This window comes from Cupriavidus pauculus, from assembly GCF_002858765.1.
Classification (GTDB): Bacteria; Pseudomonadota; Gammaproteobacteria; order Burkholderiales; family Burkholderiaceae; genus Cupriavidus; species Cupriavidus pauculus_B.
Genome location: NZ_PJRP01000012.1, coordinates 65,298 through 83,456 on the forward strand (window position 1 = coordinate 65,298; position 18,159 = coordinate 83,456).

Annotated in this window: 14 protein-coding genes and 1 pseudogene; 9 read left to right on the top strand and 6 right to left on the bottom strand. The window is 66.3% G+C overall.

The window, feature by feature from the left end:
• Window positions 1-35: 35 nt before the first annotated feature.
• From CYJ10_RS22340 to fdnG, 3 genes are read right to left on the bottom strand one after another with little or no spacing between them, the layout of a single operon-like run.
• On the bottom strand, window positions 36-680 hold the full coding sequence (locus tag CYJ10_RS22340; protein ID WP_066740625.1) for a formate dehydrogenase subunit gamma: 645 nt from the start codon (window positions 678-680) through the stop codon (window positions 36-38).
• On the bottom strand, window positions 667-1,641 hold the full coding sequence (fdxH, locus tag CYJ10_RS22345) for a formate dehydrogenase subunit beta (RefSeq protein ID WP_101683644.1): 975 nt from the start codon (window positions 1,639-1,641) through the stop codon (window positions 667-669). Before fdxH ends, CYJ10_RS22340 begins: the two co-directional genes overlap by 14 nt.
• Before the next feature lie 9 nt (window positions 1,642-1,650).
• On the bottom strand, window positions 1,651-4,719 hold the full coding sequence (fdnG, locus tag CYJ10_RS22350) for a formate dehydrogenase-N subunit alpha (RefSeq protein ID WP_146002098.1): 3,069 nt from the start codon (window positions 4,717-4,719) through the stop codon (window positions 1,651-1,653).
• Window positions 4,720-5,343: 624 nt separating this feature from the next.
• On the opposite strand from fdnG, the gene CYJ10_RS22360 reads away from it, so the two are divergent.
• Window positions 5,344-6,954 carry a hypothetical protein gene (locus CYJ10_RS22360; protein ID WP_101683647.1) on the top strand — a complete coding sequence of 537 codons (1,611 nt, stop codon included), beginning with the start codon at window positions 5,344-5,346 and terminating at the stop codon, window positions 6,952-6,954.
• A 93-nt stretch (window positions 6,955-7,047) separates the two neighbouring features.
• Here the strand turns inward: CYJ10_RS22360 and CYJ10_RS22365 are convergent, their stop codons facing one another.
• Window positions 7,048-7,968, bottom strand: a complete 921-nt coding sequence (locus CYJ10_RS22365; protein ID WP_374703295.1) for a metal-dependent hydrolase — start codon at window positions 7,966-7,968, stop codon at window positions 7,048-7,050.
• Between the two features lie 356 nt (window positions 7,969-8,324).
• Between CYJ10_RS22365 and CYJ10_RS22370 the strand changes: the two genes are divergently transcribed.
• The 4 genes and pseudogenes from CYJ10_RS22370 (at window position 8,325) to CYJ10_RS22385 (ending at window position 12,422) form a co-directional block, all read left to right on the top strand.
• A complete protein-coding gene (locus CYJ10_RS22370) occupies window positions 8,325-8,675 on the top strand; it encodes a mechanosensitive ion channel protein MscS (protein WP_101683648.1) in 351 nt (116 codons plus the stop codon).
• 144 nt (window positions 8,676-8,819) lie between these two features.
• Window positions 8,820-9,725, top strand: coding sequence for a LysR substrate-binding domain-containing protein (locus CYJ10_RS22375; protein WP_101683649.1), 906 nt, complete (start codon window positions 8,820-8,822; stop codon window positions 9,723-9,725).
• Window positions 9,726-9,879: 154 nt separating this feature from the next.
• Window positions 9,880-11,217, top strand: a pseudogene (locus CYJ10_RS35260) (MFS transporter).
• An 8-nt stretch (window positions 11,218-11,225) separates the two neighbouring features.
• Complete coding sequence (locus CYJ10_RS22385) at window positions 11,226-12,422, top strand: M20 aminoacylase family protein (protein WP_101683781.1); 1,197 nt, start codon at window positions 11,226-11,228, stop codon at window positions 12,420-12,422.
• A 45-nt stretch (window positions 12,423-12,467) separates the two neighbouring features.
• Here CYJ10_RS22385 and CYJ10_RS22390 read toward each other — a convergent pair whose 3' ends face one another.
• A complete protein-coding gene (locus CYJ10_RS22390; RefSeq protein WP_101683650.1) occupies window positions 12,468-12,695 on the bottom strand; it encodes a DUF3079 domain-containing protein in 228 nt (75 codons plus the stop codon).
• Window positions 12,696-13,091: 396 nt separating this feature from the next.
• Between CYJ10_RS22390 and CYJ10_RS22395 the strand changes: the two genes are divergently transcribed.
• The gene (locus CYJ10_RS22395) at window positions 13,092-13,337 is read left to right on the top strand and encodes a hypothetical protein (RefSeq protein WP_101683651.1); all 246 of its coding nucleotides are present in this window, start codon (window positions 13,092-13,094) and stop codon (window positions 13,335-13,337) included.
• A gap of 119 nt (window positions 13,338-13,456) precedes the next feature.
• On the opposite strand, the gene CYJ10_RS22400 is transcribed toward CYJ10_RS22395, so the two are convergent.
• Window positions 13,457-14,191 carry a GntR family transcriptional regulator gene (locus CYJ10_RS22400; protein ID WP_101683652.1) on the bottom strand — a complete coding sequence of 245 codons (735 nt, stop codon included), beginning with the start codon at window positions 14,189-14,191 and terminating at the stop codon, window positions 13,457-13,459.
• A gap of 144 nt (window positions 14,192-14,335) precedes the next feature.
• On the opposite strand from CYJ10_RS22400, the gene CYJ10_RS22405 reads away from it, so the two are divergent.
• From CYJ10_RS22405 to CYJ10_RS22415, 3 genes are all read left to right on the top strand, one after another.
• On the top strand, window positions 14,336-15,709 hold the full coding sequence (locus CYJ10_RS22405; RefSeq protein ID WP_101683653.1) for a class-II fumarase/aspartase family protein: 1,374 nt from the start codon (window positions 14,336-14,338) through the stop codon (window positions 15,707-15,709).
• 30 nt (window positions 15,710-15,739) lie between these two features.
• Window positions 15,740-17,119: a cation:dicarboxylate symporter family transporter gene (locus tag CYJ10_RS22410; protein WP_101683654.1), complete on the top strand. Its 1,380-nt coding sequence runs from the start codon at window positions 15,740-15,742 to the stop codon at window positions 17,117-17,119.
• Between the two features lie 70 nt (window positions 17,120-17,189).
• Window positions 17,190-18,158: a tripartite tricarboxylate transporter substrate binding protein BugD gene (locus tag CYJ10_RS22415; protein WP_101683655.1), complete on the top strand. Its 969-nt coding sequence runs from the start codon at window positions 17,190-17,192 to the stop codon at window positions 18,156-18,158.
• Window position 18,159: the final 1 nt, after the last annotated feature.

Consider the following 18,159-nt stretch of genomic DNA (forward strand, 5'->3'; position numbering starts at 1 on the left):
GCTTGTCTGGCGTATCGGCTTACGCCACCGGCCCGCTATTTGTCGCCTGGCCGGAAGTTCTCCCGGAACCACGCGCGATGATGTTTCCACGCCCAACCGGGCGTGACCGTTCCGCGCGTCATGGCCTGCACGGAACCCTTGACCCATACGGCTGCATAGATGTGGACAATGATGCCGCAAATCAGCGCGAAGGCGCAAACGGCATGCACCACCGACGCCACCCGCAGGGCCCAGATCGGGAAGAACGCCGAGAAGTAGGTGCGCCAGATGACGATGCCGCTTAGCAGCAACAGCACCAGGCAAGCCACCATCAGGAAGAACAGCAGCTTCTGGCCGGCGTTGTAGCGGCCCACGTCGGGCAGGTTTTCCTCGTGGTTGGTCAGTACCTCGCGTCCGTGGCGCAGCCATTCGCGGTCGCTCCAGGTCATCAGGTTGTGATGCCAGAACTTCACGGCCAGGATCAGGAAGGCCACGAACATCACCACGCCCAGGAACGGGTGCAGGATGCGCGTCCAGGTGCCGCCCCCGAACAGCGCGCTCATCCAGAACATCGACGGATGGAACAGTGCCAGCCCGGACAGCGCCAGCAGCACGAACGTCAGCGCGACGATCCAGTGGTTGGTGCGTTCGCCCGCGCTGTAGCGGCGGATGGTTGCCTCGCGGCGCTTATCGATTCTCATCGCGTGCCTCCTCGGGTGGCACCACTTCGTCAGGCGTGCCGCGCGGCCTGGGGTTGTCGCGGCCCCAGCGCACGATCTCGTCCTCGGCCGCCGCTTCGTCCTCGGGGCCGGTCTCGTTCGGGCCCACGCGGATGTAGTGGAAGAAGCCGGCCAGCGCCGCGATGGCCATGCCGGCCACGGCCAGCGGCTTGGCCAGGCCCTTCCACAGGCTCACCAGCGGGCTGATATGCGGATCGTCGGGCAGCCCGTGGTACAGGCTCGGCTGGTCGGCATGGTGCAGCACGTACATCACATGGGTGCCCGACACGCCGGCCGGGTTGTACAGGCCGGCCTTCTCGAACCCGCGCGACTTCAGGTCGACGATGCGTTCCTCGGCATGGGCAATCATGTCGGTCTTGGTGCCGAACACGATGGCGCCGGTCGGGCAGGTCTTCACGCAGGCCGGCTCCTGGCCCACGGCCACGCGGTCAGAGCACAGCGTGCACTTGTAGGCCTTGTGGTCCTGCTTGGAGATGCGCGGGATATTGAACGGGCAGCCGGTGATGCAATAGCCGCAGCCGATGCAGTTTTCCTCGTGAAAGTCGACGATGCCGTTCGCGTACTGCACGATGGCCCCCGGCGACGGGCAGGCCTTCAGGCAGCCGGGGTCCTCGCAGTGCATGCAGCCATCCTTGCGGATCAGCCATTCGAGGTTGCCGTTCGGGTTCTCGTACTCGGCAAACCGCATCAGTGTCCACGTATGCTCGTCCAGGTCGGACGGGTTGTCATAGACGCCCACGTTGACGCCCACATCGCCGCGCAGGTCGTTCCACTCCATGCATGCGGCCTGGCAGGCCTTGCAGCCGATGCACTTGGTGGTGTCGACCAGCTTGGCCACGCTGCCGGTGACCGGCTCGCGCACGCTGGGCGACGGCGTGGTGGTGGCCGACCGGCGCACGATATCCAGAGACTGCAGTGCCATGTCTGTCTCCTATGCCCGTTCGACCTTGACCATGAACGACTTGAACTCGGGCGTCTGGGTGTTGCCGTCGCCCACGAACGGCGTCAGCGTGTTGGCCAGGAAGCCCGGCTTGGTCAGCCCGGTAAAGCCCCAGTGCAGCGGAATGCCCACCATATGCACGGTCTTGCCATCGATCTTGAACGGCTTGATCCGCTTGGTCACCAACGCCACAGCGCGGATGTAGCCGCGCATCGACGTCACCTTGACGCGGTCGCCCGCCTTCACGCCCACCTGCTTCGCCAGTTCCTCGCCGATCTCCACGAACTGTTCCGGCTGCAGGATCGCGTTGATGCGCGCGTGCTTGGTCCAGTAGTGGAAATGCTCGGTCAGGCGGTACGTGGTGGCGATGACCGGATAGGCATCGGGCTTGCCGAACTGCGCCCAGTCGTCCTTGAACACGCGCGCCGCCGGGTTGCTGACGACCTTGGAGTCCTTGCCGTTGAGCGGGTTGTAGCCCAGCGGGTTCTCGAACGGCTCGTAGTGCTCGGGGAACGGCCCCTCCACCATGTTCTGCCGCGCAAAGAACCGCGCCACCCCTTCGGCCTGCATGATGAACGGGCCCATGCCGTTGGCCGGGTCTTCATCGAGCTTGAAGTCGGGCGTGTCGAAGCCGGTCCAGCTCTTGCCGTTCCACGCGACCAGCTTGCGCGCCGGATTGAACGGCTTGCCGCTCACGTCGCACGATGCGCGGTTGTACAGCACGCGGCGGTTGGCCGGCCAGGCCCACGACCAGTTCAGGTTCTGGCCGATGCCGGTGGGGTCGCTGTTGTCGCGCTTGGCCATCTGGTTGCCGGCCTGCGTCCACGACCCGCAGTAGATCCAGCAGCCGCTCATGGTGCTGCCGTCGGCCTGCAGTTCGCCAAAGCTGCTGAGCTGCTCGCCGGCCTTGCGCACCACCTTGGTCGAATCCTTCGGGTCCACCAGGTCGGTCAGCGCCTTGCCCGAATACTCCTTGGCCAGTTCCTCGGGTGAGGGAGAGTGCGGCACCGCATAGGGCCACCACAGGTTGACGATCGGGTCGGGATACTTGCCGCCTTCCTTCTGGTACATCGCGCGGATGCGCAGCCACAAGGCCGACATGATCTCGATGTCGCTGCGCGCCTCGCCCGGCGGATCGGCGCCCTGCCAGTGCCATTGCAGCCAGCGCGACGAATTGACCAGCGCGCCGTTTTCCTCGGCAAAGCAGGTGGTGGGCAGGCGGAACACCTCGGTCTGGATCGTCTTCGGATCGACGTTGTTCGACTCGCCGTAATTTCGCCAGAATTCGCTGGTCTCGGTGGCCAGCGGGTCCATTACCACCATAAACTTGAGCTGGCTCAGGCCCTTCAGCAGCTTGGCCTTGTTGGGGGCCGCCGCCAGCGGGTTGAAGCCCTGGAGGATGTAGCCATTGATGCGCCCGGCGTTCATCAACTCGAACACCTGCAGCATGTCGTACGGCTTGTCGAGCTTGGGCAGGTAGTCGAACGCCCAGTTGTTGTCCTTCGTGGCGGCCGGCCCCCACCAGGCCTTCATCAGGCTCACGTGGAACTTGCCGTAGTTCTGCCAGTAGCTGAGCTGGTTGGGCCGCAGCGGCTTGAACGATCGGGCCTCGATGTACTTGTCGTAGTCCACCTCGGGGTCGGACGGCAGCGTCAGGTAGCCGGGCAGCAGGTTCGTCATCAGGCCCAGGTCGGTCAGGCCCTGGATGTTCGAGTGCCCGCGCAGCGCGTTCATGCCGCCGCCGGCGATGCCGATATTGCCCAGCAGCAGCTGCACCATGGCGCCGGTGCGGATCATCTGCGAGCCGATCGAGTGCTGCGTCCAGCCCAGCGCGTACATGATCGTCATGGCGCGGTCGGGCGTGGCCGTCGACGCCATCATCTCGCAGACCTTCAGGAACCGGTCCTGCGGCGTGCCGCAGACGCGCTCCACCATCTCGGGCGTATAGCGCGCGTAGTGGGCCTTCAGCAGGTTGTAGACGCAGCGCGGGTGGGCCAGCGTGGGGTCGGTCTTGACGAAGCCGTCGCCACCCATCTCCCAGTCCCAGGTCTCCTTGAGGTAGTTGCGCTTCTCGGCGTCGTAGCCCGAGAAGATGCCGTCCTTGAACTGGTAGTCCTCACGGACGATGAACGACATGTCCGTGTAGTTCTTCACGTACTCGTGCTGGATCTTGTCGTTTTCCAGCAGCCAGCGGATGACGCCGCCCAGGAACACGATGTCCGTGCCCGTGCGGATCTGCACGTAGTAGTCCGCCACCGATGCCGACCGCGTGAAGCGCGGGTCCACCACGATCAGCCGCGCCTTGTTGTGCGCCTTGGCCTCGGTAACCCACTTGAAACCGCACGGGTGTGCCTCGGCGGCATTGCCGCCCATGATCAGCACAACGTCCGCGTTCTTGATGTCGACCCAATGGTTCGTCATCGCGCCACGGCCAAACGTCGGGGCAAGACCTGCCACCGTCGGGCCGTGTCAGACACGTGCCTGGTTGTCGAATCCCAGCATGCCAAGACTGCGGACAGTCTTGTGCGTGATGTAACCCACCTCGTTGCTGCTGGCGGACGCCGCCAGCATCGCGGTACTGAGCCAGCGGTTGACCGTGGTGCCTTGCTCGTTCTTCTCGATGAAGTTGGCGTCGCGGTCCTGCTTCATCAGCTTGGCGATGCGGTCCAGCGCGTCGTCCCATGTCATGCGCTGCCACTTGTCCGAGCCCGGCGCGCGGTACTCGGGGTATTGCAGGCGGTTGGGACTGTGGATGAAGTCGATCAGGCCGGCACCCTTGGGGCACAGCGTGCCGCGGTTCACCGGGTGATCGGGGTCGCCCTCGATATGGATGATGCTGGCCTTTGCGTTCTTGGCGTTGTCGCCAAGGCTGTACATCAGCAGGCCACACGCCACCGAGCAGTAGGGACATGTATTGCGGGTCTCGGTGGTGCGCGCCAGCTTGTAGGCACGCACCTCCGCCAGCGCCACATCGGGTGCGAACCCGATCAGCGCCAGGCTCGATCCCGCCAGCGACGCTCCCGTGAACTTCAGGAACTGTCGGCGGTTCATCGTAACCATGGGTACACCTCCTGGGACCGGACCGCCGTCCGGTCATGGACTTTCAGCGAGGACAAGGACGAGTATAGGCAGTAGTGGCGTTTTCGCTATGTGCGGTGCGGGCGTGTGATGGCGGCGGCTGTCGGTTACCGCGCAGACGGCGCGGGAGGCGGCATTCGCGCCTGCATGCGCCCCCAACGGGGCGTTTCAAGCGCGGCAAGGCGGGCCTGCGGGCGGTGAATTCATCACATTCGCGGGCTGGCCGCCGATCCCGTGGGCGGACACAAGTGGCGGGTGCGTTGCGCATCCACAACCTGACGCCTGGCCATTGCGCCGACCAGCGTCCCGCCGTCGCCGAACGCGGCCAGCCCCTGCCTGCCGGGGCCGCAGGCACGGCCGCTTGGGGCGCGGCTTTCCGGGATGCCGCCTGCTCATGTATCGGTTTGGTATGACAAATATTACAAATTTGTCATCTGTCAATGCCCCTGCCGGGGGTTATCCGGTCCAAGACGCGTGATAGACACTCCACGCCGCCTGGCATTGCGTCAATCGCGTGCCAGGCCTGCGCGTGCCAGCAGCGGGGCCTGGGGTCGGATTTCCCGGGCACGCGCAACGGAATAACCAACCAAACAAGAGACAACAGGGATGAAATCGAGACTTCTTTTGACGGGTCTGGCCGCTGTCGTACTGACGGCGTGCGGCGGTGGCGGCGGAGATAGCGCGGCGCCGAGCGCAACGCCCCAGGCGACTTCAAATATCAGCGGTACTGTGGCGGTAGGCGCCGCGCTGCCGGCGATCAACGTGACGGCAAAGTGCGCGCGGGGCTCCGGCACTGCCACCACGGCAGCCGACGGTACCTTCAAGGTGAGCATCGCCGATGCCGTCCGGCCGTGCGTGCTGTCGGTCGCGGCGCCGGACGGTTCGACGCTGCATTCGGTGGTACCAGCCGGCAGTGCATCCGATATCGTGGCCAATATCACGCCGCTGACCGAGCTGATCACGGCCGCCCTGGCCCAGGGCAGCACCGCCCAGTTCGCCACGCTCGACGCCGCCTCCCAGGCGCGCCTGACCGAGGCCAACCTGGCGACGGCGCTGGCCCTCGTCAAGCAACTGCTCAGCGGCAGCATCGACCTGGGCAACCTCAACCCGATCAAGGATCCGCTCGTCGCCGCAACCAGCGGCCAGGCCGGCAACGCCCTTGACCAGCTTCTGGACAAGCTGGCTGCCCGCCTGGCAGCCGCCCGCACTTCGGTGGGCGACCTGTCCGCCGCCGTGGGCGCGAACGGCAACGTGGCAGGCAAGCTGCAGCCGGGCGCCGAAACCTGCAACGTCATGAAGACGGCAGGCGAGTTCTTCGTGGCCGGCCAGGGTGGCTTCAGCCGCGTGCGCTATGACACGGCCACGGCCCAGCTGAGCACGCTGGACAGCCTGGGCAATGTCACGGCCAAGTCGCCGTTCATGCCCTACCAGGGCGAGGCTTGCCGCTACATCGCCACGGGCAATGGTGTCGTCAACGACGTGATGGTGTCGCGTTCGGGCCTGGCACTGATGCGCAACCTGTCCACGTGGCAACTGCCGGCGCTGATGGTGCCGGCGCAGCAGCTGTCGATGTCGGAGCTGGCAGGCAAGTGGAACGCGGTGGGCTTCGAGCGCGCCGCGCCCGGCCAGGCGTTCTACCCGACCCGCGGCACGTTCACGATCAACGCGTCCGGACAGTTCACCGCCGGTGCCGACTGCGCGGGCGTAAGCACGACGTGCTCTCCCTGGGCGCAGGCTGACCTGCCGGTGCTGACCCAGAACGCGCATGGCGACTACACGCTGACGGACCCGAGCGGCACCGCCCCCGTGGCCGCCTTCAAGGACACCGATGGCACCGTGGTTGCCGTGGTGTCTTCGGCGAACGGCCTGATCATCGCCACCAAGCAGGTGGTGCGTCCGATGCCGACGGTGGGTTCGACCAATGCGTACTGGGATGTGGTGACGTACCAGAACCTGAGCGCCGTGATGGCCGAGGAATCGACGGTGATCCAGAGCGTGGATACGTTGGCGGGTAGCTACACGCGCAAGCGTGTCAGCGATGGGCGGGTTGACACCTGGACGCAAAATTCGCCGAGCATCGGCCTGCGTTATCGCGCGGGCGACAATCTGTCCCGCAAAGGCATCTCGCTGACGCTCGGTACGACCGGCGTAGGCGCGATGATCAGCCTCGACAACAGTCTGCTGTTCTACGATATCTCGGTGAGCCGCCCGCAGTAACGGCGGTCGGGCGGTATCACAAGCCGCCCGTCACATCGACATGAAAAAACCCGCCTTGGCGGGTTTTTTTCTTTTCCGGGGCCGGTGCACGCCTCAAAAATCCACCTTCTGCCCGGGCTCCGGTACGATGACCGACGTGGCGGCGGACGTACCGAGCGCCGTCTTCAGTTCCGCCGGCGTGCCGCGCAGCATCGGGCTGGTGCCGTAGTGCATGGGGATCGCGTACTTGGGCCGGATGAAGTCGCGCAGCGCGATGGCGGCGTCCTGCGGCCCCATTGTGAAGTGGCCGCCGATCGGGATCATCACTAGGTCGGGCTTGTAGCGGTCGGCCACCATCATCATGTCGCCGAAGAGCCCGGTATCGCCCATGTGCCAGATCTTGAAGCCGTTCTCCATCTCGATGATGTAGCCCACGGGCTCGCCGCCGTAGTGGGTTTCATCCTTGCCGGTGGCGGGGTTCTTCCAGACCAGCTCCGACGAATGCTCGGCGTGCACGGCCGTGATCTTCGGGCCCGTATCGCCCAGCGGCGTGATGGTGCCGCTCTTGCCGAAGCGCATGGCCTGGCTGGCCGGCAACTGTCCCAGCGTAATCAGCTGCTGGCTCAGGCCGCCGGCATTCCACAGCGGTGCATTGTTGAGTTTGGCCAGGGCGACGGCATCGCCCAGGTGGTCGCCGTGCGCGTGCGTGACCAGGATCAGGTCGACCTTGCCCAGCGCGGACAGCTGCTTGTAGGCGGCGGGGGTCTTGGGGTTGCCGGTCAGCCAGGGGTCGACGACGATGACCTTGCCGCCCGGCGTGGTGATGCGCACGGCCGACTGGCCAAGCCAGAGCACTTCGGTCTTGCCTGCGGCCATCGGCGCCGTGGTGGTGGACGGGGCGGCCGGCTGCGCCGGCACTGGCGGATTTGAAGCGCTGGTGGCGCAGGCGGTGAGCAGCGCGCTGGCGCTGGCCAGCAGCCATGGCCGTGCCCAGGAATGCAGGCCGGAAAGCCCCGGCAGGCGGCGAGTCATCATGGTCGTCCCAGGTTGAAGTTGTCTCGACATTGCCAAAACCGCACCGCTTCAGGGGGTATTCGCGCAGGCACTGACGCGTTGCGAGGTGGAGTATTTGCATGCGCCGACAGGCTGTCAACCGGCGTTTCCCGGGGACGGCGCAAGGAAGGACGCAGGGGGCGCAAGCAAGGCCGCAGGAAGTTGTAACGCCAAATTCAAGAAACGGCGATGTGCACGTGTGGGCAGGCCGTCCGGCGGGTGGCGATGTCGCCCGGCGCTTACATCTGCTCACGACGGCGTAACCCACTGTAATCATCGGGCGTCCATCATGCATTCCGTAGAGAGGGCCAACGTTGGCCCGACTGAAGGAGTGAAAGATGCGCAAGTCGATTCGTTACACCGGTATCGCTGTCCTGAGTGCCGCCATGCTGGTCGCCGGGACGGCCTCGGCCCACGACCGCTATCACCGTGGCGGTGGCGGATCTTCGGCAGGTGCCGCCATTGCGGTGGCTGCCGTGGCAGGCCTGGCCCTGGGGGCGCTGGTGGCCAGCAGCCAGCCGGTCTACGCCGCGCCGGCGCCGGTCTATGCGCCGCCGCAGCCGGTGGCCTATGCCGCGCCGGCCGTGCCGCCGGGCTACTGCTATAGCGACTACCAGGGCGGCTACGTGCCGTGCGGCCGTCCGGCACCGGTGCGGTACGCCCCGCCGCAGCAGTACTACGGCTATTGATATAGCCGAAACAGGCGACAGGGGCCGGCCCACGTTTGACCACGGGGACGCCGGGGCGTCCCCGTATTGAGGGATCACCGGGACGCGCCTAGAATGGCCGCTTTCCGCCGCCAGCCGTGCGGCGTGTCCCCCGGAACGCCCGTCATGAAGCTCCATCAGCTGCGCGCGCTGGCCGCCGTCTCCGAAACCGGCAGCATCCAGGAGGCCTCGCGCCTGCTGTATGTCACCCAGCCGGCGTTGAGCAAGGCCATCAAGGAACTGGAAACGAGCGTCGGCGCCACGCTGTTCGTGCGCACCAGCAAGGGTGTGCAACTGACCCCCCATGGTCAGCGGCTGGTCGCCCACGCGCGGCTCATCAGCGAGAACGTGCGCCGCGCGCGCCAGGATCTGGAAGACATGAAGGGCACGGTGGTCAGCGACATCGTGGTGGGCGTCACGCCCGTCAGCGCGCTGCTGCGATCCGTGGGCGCCTGCCTGACCGCGTTCCGTGCCGATTTTCCGCATGCCCGGCTGCGCATCCTCGAAATGCGGCCCGCCCAGCTTCTGGAGCAGGTGCGTGAAGGCACGCTGGACTTTGCGCTGACCTCGCAATCGCTGCCCGTGGACCGTGCGCTCGATTGCACGCAGGCGTGCCGGGTGCCCACGCTGATCGCCGGCCGCAAGGGGCATCCGCTGCGCGGCGCGACTTCGCTTGCCGAACTGGTCCAGGCCGACTGGATGGTGCTCGACCCGCTCTCCGACCCCCACACACCGTTGCACCAACTCTTCAGCGCCAACGGGCTGGACCTTCCCGCGCGCGTGGTGGAGTGCAATTCGATGACGCTCGCGCTGGAAATGAGCCGACTTGGCGATGTGCTGCTGCTGCTTTCCGAAGAGTCGCGCCGCAGCCGCTTCCTGGTGCAGACCATGGATTTCGTCGAGATCGCCGAACCGGTGCCGGAGCGCACCATCTCGCTGGTCACACGCGACCGTCACACGCTGACACTGGCCGCGTCGCGCCTGCACGACGCGCTGCTGGCGGCGCTGCGCGAGGACTTTCCCGGCACCTGAGCGCCCGGGCCGGTGATTACCAACGTTCATACCCATGAAAAAAAGCGGCGTGCTTTGCGGGTAGGCCCCTCCTAAGATCGTCCGGACAGCACAACCCAAATAAAAAGAGCGGCATATCGATGACCGCTCCGGACGCACCACCACGAGGAGCCCCATGAACGAAGCCAGTATGCCGCTGCGCAGCGATGCCGCAGCGGATGTTGTCCTGCCCGCCGTCACCCCAGCCACCCCCGCTACATCCGCCGCCCGCGGCCCCGCCCGGCACCGGGCCGTGATCGCCGCCGCCATCGGTAACGGCCTGGAGATCTACGACTTCACGGTCTACAGCTTTTTTGCCGCCACCATCGGCCGGCTATTCTTTCCGGCCAGCAGTCCGATGGCGTCGCTGCTGCTGTCGTTCGCCACGTTTGGCGCGGGCTTTGTGATGCGTCCACTGGGTGCGGTGCTGATCGGCAGCATGGCCGACCGGCGCGGGCGCAAGGCCGCGCTGACGCTGACCATCGGGTTGATGACGGCCGGCACGGCGCTGATCGCCTTTACGCCGTCGTACGCCACCATCGGCGTGGCCGCCACGGTGCTGGTCGTGCTGGGGCGGTTGCTGCAGGGGCTGTCTGCCGGCGGCGAAGTGGGTGCGGCGTCGGCGCTGCTGATGGAATCGGCCACCCAGGATCGCCGCTGCTTCCTGGTGAGCTGGCAGGCTGCCACGCAGGGCGCGGCGGCCCTGCTGGGCGCGCTCACCGGCGCGGCGGTATCGGCCACGCTGAGCCCCGAGGCGCTGCAGTCGTGGGGCTGGCGCGTGCCGTTCATGGTCGGGCTGTTGATCGCGCCGGTAGGCATCTACATCCGCCGCCATCTGGAAGAAACGCACACCGAGAGCCGCGCCCACGCCAGCCTGCGCGCCGTGGTGCGCTAGCATGGCCGCACGCTGCTGCTCGGGGTGTTCCTGATGACCAGCAGCACGTCGTCGATGTACATCATGGTGTTCTACATGCCGACGTACCTGGTCAACACGGTGCATATGCCGCAGGTGACGGCGTTCCTGGCCGCCTGCGTGGCCGGGCTGACGATGCTGGTGATGGCACCGCTGTTCGGCCGGCTGGCCGACCGGCTGCCGCGCCGCAAGCCGCTGCTGATCGCCAACAGCATCCTGTCGCTCTGCGTGATGCTGCCCAACTTTGCGCTGCTGTCGTCGGGGCCAGGCCTGCCGCTGACGCTGTGCTGCATCGCGCTGTCGGTCACCATCGGCTCGGTGGGCAGCGGCGCGGGCGCCGCGATGATGATGGAGGCCCTGCCGCGCCATCACCGCGCCACCGGCATGTCGATCATGTACAGCGTGGGTGTGACGGTGTTCGGCGGGTTTGCGCCGCTGATCGTCACCTGGCTGATCGCCACCACCGGCAGCCGCATGGCGCCGGCGGGCTACCTGTTCTGCGCATCGGCCATCAGCTTTGCCGCACTCCTGCTGTTTCCCAGCCATCCCGGCCGCGAGTGAACCTCATCATGACGACCCATCTTCCGAACGCCGCCCGCGCGGCACTGGCCGCATCGGCCGAACGCTTTGCCGAGTTGCGCCACGGCATCCATGCCCACCCCGAACTGGGCGCCGAAGTGCCGCGTACCGCCGGCATCGTGGCGGGGCTGCTGCGCGAGTGGGGCTATGACGTCCACACCGGCGTGGGCGGCCATGGCATCGTCGCGCAGCTCAAGGTGGGCGACGGCCCACGCCGTATTGGCATCCGTGCCGACATGGACGCCCTGCCGCTGCACGAGCGCACCGGCCTGCCATACCAGAGCCAGGTGCCGGGCCGCATGCATGCCTGCGGCCACGACGGCCACACGGCCACGCTACTGGCCGCCGCCGAATACCTGGCCGCCACGCGACACTTCGATGGCACGCTGAACCTGATCTTCCAGCCCGACGAGGAAGGCATGACCGGCGCGCTGGCGATGATGGAGGACGGCCTTTTTGAACGCTTTCCGTGCGATGCCATCTACGCGTACCACAACGCGCCCGGCCTGCCGGTGGGCATGGCCGTGGTACAGCCCGGCCCGCAAGGCGGATCGTCCGACCGCGTCACGGTGACGTTTCGCGGCAAGGGCGGCCACGGGGCGATTCCGCACCGAGCGGCCGATCCCACGCTGGCGCTGGCGCAGGCGGTGGTGGCGCTGCAGGGCATCGTGGCGCGCAACGTGGCCCCGGTGGACGCCGCCGTCATCAGCGTCGGCCAGATCGAGGCGGGCACCACGTACAACATCATCCCGGAGACCGCTACGCTCAAGCTCAGCGTGCGGGCGACCAAGCCTGAAGTGCGCAAGCTGCTGGAGGACCGGATACGGGAAGTGGTGACGCACCAGGCCGCGTCATGCGGCGTGGCGGCCGAGATCGACTACCGGCATTTGGTGCCGGCCATCTGCAACACGGCGGCGGAGAGTGCCATCGCGTGGGCGGCGGTGGCCACCGTGCTGGGCGACGACAAGGTGATCCAGGTGCCGCCGTCCACGCAGATGGGCAGCGAGGACTTCGCGTGGATGCTGGAAAAGGTGCCCGGCTGCTACTTCGTGCTGGGCAACGGCACGGGGCAGTGGGTGGGCTGCTCGGTCCACAACGACGGCTACGACTTCAATGACGCGCTGATTCCGCTCGGTGCGGCATGCTGGGTGGCGCTGGCGGAGGGGTATCTGCAGCGGGAGGGCTGAGCCGCGCCGCCTGTCGACACCCGTGGCTGACCCAGGGGCAGTACCTCAGGTCGCGGCTTCGGCGGGTACGGGCGTTGGCGCGGCGCCTGGGGCATCGTCGACTTCGATGCCCCAGTCGCCGTGTTCGTACCAGTCGTCGCCCAGCAGTTCCATCGGATGCTGCGTTCGGCTGGAGCCATTGCCGCAGCCCATGGCATCGACCGAGCAGTATTTGTCGCAGCCCCAGCAGATGCGCTCGGGATGCTTCGGATGAATCGGAAATTTCTTGGCCATAGCGAATGCGCCGGCGTGCGAGGTGTTGGGGCACGCCAACGTCATCGATAGTAGTCCGTCCATCACGTGGGTTTGGCGATATTGCTATTCGCTTTGCGCTGAATCAAACGCGAATCCACGACGTGGAATCGGGTGACGGGTTCGGCAAGATCGCGTTACGCGTGCGGCCGTCGGCGTTTTTGAAGTAAGCAACTCATGCACGGCCGCCGCGCGGGCAATGCTTACAACCGTGAGTAGCCACTGCCATGCGGAGGTGCGTTGCCTGAATCCAGAATTACGAAATGTCCGCCGCCATGCGCAGGAGCGCCGTGGAACGGCGCTTGCGTAACAGCGGGGAAGTCCCCATGCGCTTCCGCCCGGGCCAGGGGGGTGATTAACGGTTCGATGGAGGAAACCATGCGGAAGACAACAACGACGGCAGCGGCGCTGGCCCTGGTGATGGCAATGCTCGGCGGCTGCACGGCGGCCGGGAGTGGCACGGGCTCCGGCTCGGTGACCGGCTCAGGCAGCGTAATCCCGACGGATTCGGGCGGCTCGCGCAGCGGCCATTATGGTGGCGGCGGCTATGGTTCGGCGCCAAGCGGTAGCACGAGCGGCAGCACCAGCGGCAGCGGCGCCACTTCGGGCAGCTCTTCGCGCTAAGCCAGGCGCAGTTGGCGCACGGTCCTCGCAAGAGGAAAGAGGACGTCACAGCAAGCAAGTGAAATACAGGCGGGCCCAAGTGGCCCGCTTTTGCATGGGCGCGCCCCACGCGTGGCGGCTTAGCTGGTGGAGCGCTTCAGCCGCATCGACACCGCAAAGCTGTCGGCCGGATGCACGGTCACGGACACCTCGAAGGCCTCGCCTGCGTCGTCGATGTACCGCCGCACGATCTTGAGCACGGACGCACCGGGCTCGATATGCAGCGCGTTGGTAATGCGCGGGTCGGTCAGCGTCGAGGCGCGTACCTCCTGCTCGATCTCGGCGATGTGTTTCCCGTGCCGGGTCTCCAGCAGCGAACTGACCAGTTCGCCCGGAAATTGGTACACCGCGTCGGCAATGTCGGTGTAGATCGGGTCGATATAGATATCGGTCCAGGCGATGGGCGCGGTGCTGGCGGCATCGCGCATCCGCACGCTGGACACGCGCAGCCGTGGCGCATCTTCCGCGCAACCAATGTCCCTGGCGGCATCGCCGGTGACCGACACGGTTTCCACTGACTGCACCACGCGCCGGTGCTCCTCGCTGAACTGCATCAGGTCGTTGATCGACGCAAGCGTCGGCCGGAACGCGGCGCGCGGCCGCGATGCTTCCACACGGGTACCCACGTTCTTGCGGCGCGACACCAGCCCCAGATCCTGCAGTTCCTGCAGCGCGGCGCGGATGGTGTAGCGGCTGGCCTGGAACTGATCGCACAGCTCGAATTCGGTAGGCAGCAGCCCGCCCACCGGGTAGTGGCCCGACGTAATGCCATCCAGCAACTGGCGGGTGATTTCAGCGGAATTGGTTCTGCTCATACAAACCTGAAGCATCGCGTTTTGCGGCGGCGCACAAATGTTGACGCGGGTTAACCCTCATTTTCTTAATATGTCCGAACATATTTAATGGTCGATATGTTTGAACATATTAAGACTCTTGTCTGATCGCCACAAGGTAGCACCATGACCCTGACTTCCATCCCCACCGCCAGTACCGTTGTTGATTCCGCGCTGTTCCGCGATGCCTTCGGCACGAAGAAAATGCGGCAGATCTTCTCCGACGGTGCGCTGGTCCAGCGCTACATCGACGTCGAAGTGGCGCTGGCCCGCGCCGAGGCCCGCGTGGGCGTGATTCCGGCCGAAGCGGCCGAGGTCATCGCCCGCGAGTCCAGCATCGACCGCATCGACTTCGATCACATGCGCGAGGAAACCGACATTGTCGGCTATCCGATCCTGCCGCTGGTACACCAGCTGGTGAAAATGTGCGGCGAAGCCGGCCGCTACGTGCACTGGGGCGCCACCACGCAGGACATCATGGACACGGCCGTGGCGCTGCAGGTGCGCGACGCGCTGGACAGCATCGACGCCGATATCCGCGAACTGCGCGGCATCCTGGCCGACCTCAGCATCAAGCACCGCGACACGCCGATGGCGGGCCGCACGCACCTGCAGCAGGCGCTGCCCGTGACGTTCGGCTACAAGACCGCCATCTGGCTGGCCATGTTCGACCGCCACCAGCAGCGCATTGCCGAACTGCGTCCGCGCGTGGCAGTGGTGGAATTCGCCGGTGCGGCCGGCACGCTGGCATCGCTGGGCGACAAGGGCTTCGACGTACAGCGCGCGATGGCCGAGGAACTGGGCCTGGGCGTGCCGGCCACCACCTGGCACGTGGCGCGCGACGGGTTTGCCGAGGCGATCAACCTGCTGGCCCTGGTAACCGGCTCGCTGGGCAAGATCGCGCTCGACATCATGATCATGGCGTCGACCGAGTTTGCCGAGGTCTACGAGCCGTTCGTGAAGGGCCGCGGCGCCAGCAGCACCATGCCGCAGAAGCGCAACCCCATTTCCAGCGAACTGATGCTGGCCGCCTCGAAGGCCGTGCGCCAGCATGCCGGGCTGATGGTGGACGCGATGGTGCAGGATTTCGAGCGCGCCACCGGCCCGTGGCACGCGGAATGGATTGCCATCCCCGAGAGCTTCATCCTGACGTCGGGCGCGCTGCACCAGGCCAAGTTTGCGCTGGGCGGCCTGATCGTCGACACCGGCCGCATGCAGCACAACCTGGGCATCTCCAAGGGCCTGATCGTGGCCGAGGCCGTGATGATGCGCATGGCGCCGCACATCGGCCGCCAGCAGGCTCACGACGTGGTCTACGACGCCTGCCGCACCGTCAACGAGTCCGGCGGCACGCTGGCCGAGGCGCTGCTGGCCCTGCCCGAGGTCACCCGCCATTTCGATCGCGCCGCCGTCGAGCAGATGGTGGACCCGGCCAACTACCTGGGCCTGGCGCCGCAGATGGTCGACCGCGCCATCGCACTGTCCAAAGAGGTTGCCTGAGGCCGCACGGCCCGGGTGGAGGAAGACACCATGCAGCACACATCGACACAAACTCCCGCCGCACCGTCGGCACCGAAGCACCTGCCCTGGTATCGCCGGCTCGGCATGCAAGTCTTGCTGGCGCTGATCCTTGGCATCGTGGTCGGGTTCGCGCTGCCGCAGTTCGCGGCCAAGCTGAAACTGCTGGGCGACATGTTCCTGTCGCTGATCAAGGCCGGTGTGGCGCCGCTGGTCTTCCTGACCATCGTCCACGGCATTGCGTCGGCCGGCGATGTGAAGAGCGCGGGCCGGGTGGGCTGGCGGTCGATCGTCTACTTCGAGGTGATCTCGACCATCGCGCTGATGGTGGGCATGCTGGCGGGCAACCTGCTGGAGATCGGCAAGGGCATGAGCCATGTTGCCGGCAGCGCCGCCGTGCCCGCCGCCAAGGCCGCCGCGCCGCAGGGCTTCCTGGAATTCATGATGCACATCGTGCCCGACAACTTCGTCGGCGCGTTTGCCAAGGGCGAACTGCTGCAGGTGGTGGTGCTGGCCGTAATGGTGGGAATCGGCATCCTGGCCATTCCCGAGACGCGCCGCGAGAAGGTCAACGCCGGGCTTGACATGATTTCCGAGGTGCTGTTTTCGTTCATCAATCTGGTGATGAAGCTGGCCCCGATCGGCACGTTCGGCGCGGTGGCCTATTCGGTGGGCAGTAACGGGTCGGCCGTGCTGATCGCGCTGGCGCAGCTGGTGCTGAGCTTCTACGCCGTGGTGTTCCTGTTCATCGTCGTGGTGCTGGGCATCGTGGCCCGGCTGGCCGGTTTGAGCCTGTGGCGCTTCCTGCGGTACATCAAGGATGAAATCCTGATCGTGCTGGGCACCGCGTCGTCGGAAAGCGCGCTGCCGCGCCTGCTGATCAAGCTGCAGCGCCTGGGCTGCGCCAAGCAGACGGTGGGCCTGGTGCTGCCCACGGGCTATGCGTTCAACCTCGACGGCACGTCGCTCTTCATGGCGATGGGCGTGATGTTCATCTCCCATGCCTATGGCGTGCCGCTGACGCTGGACCACCAGATCGGCATCCTGGTGCTGATGCTGCTGACGTCAAAGGGCGCGGCCACGGTGTCGGGCGGGTCGTTCGTAGTGTTCGCCGCCACGGTGACGTCCACGGGCCTGCTGCCGGTAGAAGGGCTGGCCGTCATCTTCGGCGTGTACCGCTTCCTGTCGATGGCCATTTCCACCTGCAACACCATCGGCAACAGCGTGGCCACGGTGGTGGTGGCCAAGTGGTCCGGCACGTTCGATGCGGAAACCGCCAAGCGGCATCTGTATCCGGAGCTGTATCCCGGCGTGGCGCTCGACGACGAACAGGCCGACAACCCCGCCGTGCAAGCCCACGACACGATGAAGCTGCGCACATCGGCCACCTGACGGGCGCCTGGGGAGCCAGCCTCCCCCCACGCACCGGCCGGATCAGAACAAGAATTCCAACGGAGACAACATGAAACCCATCATCGCCGCGGCCATTGGCACGCTACTGGCCGCCTCGGCCCACGCCCAGACCTACCCGTCACGGCCCATCACCTGGATCGTCCCGTTCGCGGCCGGCGGGCCCACCGACGCACTGGCGCGCACCATCGCCGACCGCGTGTCGCGCGAGCTGGGCCAGTCGATCATCATCGACAACTCGCCCGGCGCGGGCGGCACTATCGGCGCTGCCAAGGGCGCCCGCGCGCAGCCGGACGGCTACACGATGCTGGTAGGGCATATGGGCTACATGGGCGCGGCGCCGGCCCTCTACAAGAAGCTGTCCTACGACCCGGTGAAGGACTTCGCGCCGGTCTTCCGCTTCCCGGACACGCCGATGGTGCTGATGGTGCGCAAGGACCATCCGGCGCGCGACGTGCGCGAGTTCGTCGACTACGGCAAGAAGCATCCCGGAAAACTGAACCTGAGCAATGCCGGCATGGGCTCCACGTCACATCTGGTGGCGGCCATGTTCGCGTCGTCGGCGGGCATCAAGGTATCGCTGGTGCCGTACAAGGGCGCCGGGCCGGCACTGATCGACGTGATCGGCGGCCAGGCGGACGGCATGTTCGACCAGACCAATACGGCGCTGCCGCAGATCACCGAATCGAAGGTGCGGCCGCTGGCGGTGACGTCGGCCGCCCGCGTGCCGCAACTCAAGAACGTGCCGACCCTGGCGGAGACCGTGCTGCCGGGCTTCGAGGCGGCCACCTGGTACGGCATCTATGCGCCCAAGGGCACGCCCCAGGCGGCTGTCGACAAGGTGCAGCTGGCCTACCTGAAGGCGATGGGCGACCGGGACTTCACCGCGAAGCTGGCCGGGCAGGCCATCCAGATGCTGCCGCCGGAGCAATACACGGCCAGCGCGCTGGGCAAGCATACGGCCGCCGAAGTGGCGCGCTGGAAAGTGCTGGCCACCAAGGCCAATATCTCGCTGGATTGAA

Excerpts from the sequence above, each read along its gene's own strand:
- CYJ10_RS22370 (WP_101683648.1), top strand. The coding sequence starts at position 8,325 with ATGCGCAAGTCGATTCGTTACACCGGTATCGCTGTCCTGAGTGCCGCC.
- CYJ10_RS22390 (WP_101683650.1), bottom strand. The coding sequence starts at position 12,695 with ATGGCCAAGAAATTTCCGATTCATCCGAAGCATCCCGAGCGCATCTGC.
- CYJ10_RS22385 (WP_101683781.1), top strand. The coding sequence starts at position 11,226 with ATGACGACCCATCTTCCGAACGCCGCCCGCGCGGCACTGGCCGCATCG.
- CYJ10_RS22415 (WP_101683655.1), top strand. The coding sequence starts at position 17,190 with ATGAAACCCATCATCGCCGCGGCCATTGGCACGCTACTGGCCGCCTCG.
- CYJ10_RS22410 (WP_101683654.1), top strand. The coding sequence starts at position 15,740 with ATGCAGCACACATCGACACAAACTCCCGCCGCACCGTCGGCACCGAAG.
- CYJ10_RS22400 (WP_101683652.1), bottom strand. The coding sequence starts at position 14,191 with ATGAGCAGAACCAATTCCGCTGAAATCACCCGCCAGTTGCTGGATGGC.
- CYJ10_RS22365 (WP_374703295.1), bottom strand. The coding sequence starts at position 7,968 with ATGATGACTCGCCGCCTGCCGGGGCTTTCCGGCCTGCATTCCTGGGCA.
- CYJ10_RS22395 (WP_101683651.1), top strand. The coding sequence starts at position 13,092 with ATGCGGAAGACAACAACGACGGCAGCGGCGCTGGCCCTGGTGATGGCA.
- CYJ10_RS22360 (WP_101683647.1), top strand. The coding sequence starts at position 5,344 with ATGAAATCGAGACTTCTTTTGACGGGTCTGGCCGCTGTCGTACTGACG.
- CYJ10_RS22340 (WP_066740625.1), bottom strand. The coding sequence starts at position 680 with ATGAGAATCGATAAGCGCCGCGAGGCAACCATCCGCCGCTACAGCGCG.
- fdxH (WP_101683644.1), bottom strand. The coding sequence starts at position 1,641 with ATGGCACTGCAGTCTCTGGATATCGTGCGCCGGTCGGCCACCACCACG.
- CYJ10_RS22375 (WP_101683649.1), top strand. The coding sequence starts at position 8,820 with ATGAAGCTCCATCAGCTGCGCGCGCTGGCCGCCGTCTCCGAAACCGGC.
- CYJ10_RS22405 (WP_101683653.1), top strand. The coding sequence starts at position 14,336 with ATGACCCTGACTTCCATCCCCACCGCCAGTACCGTTGTTGATTCCGCG.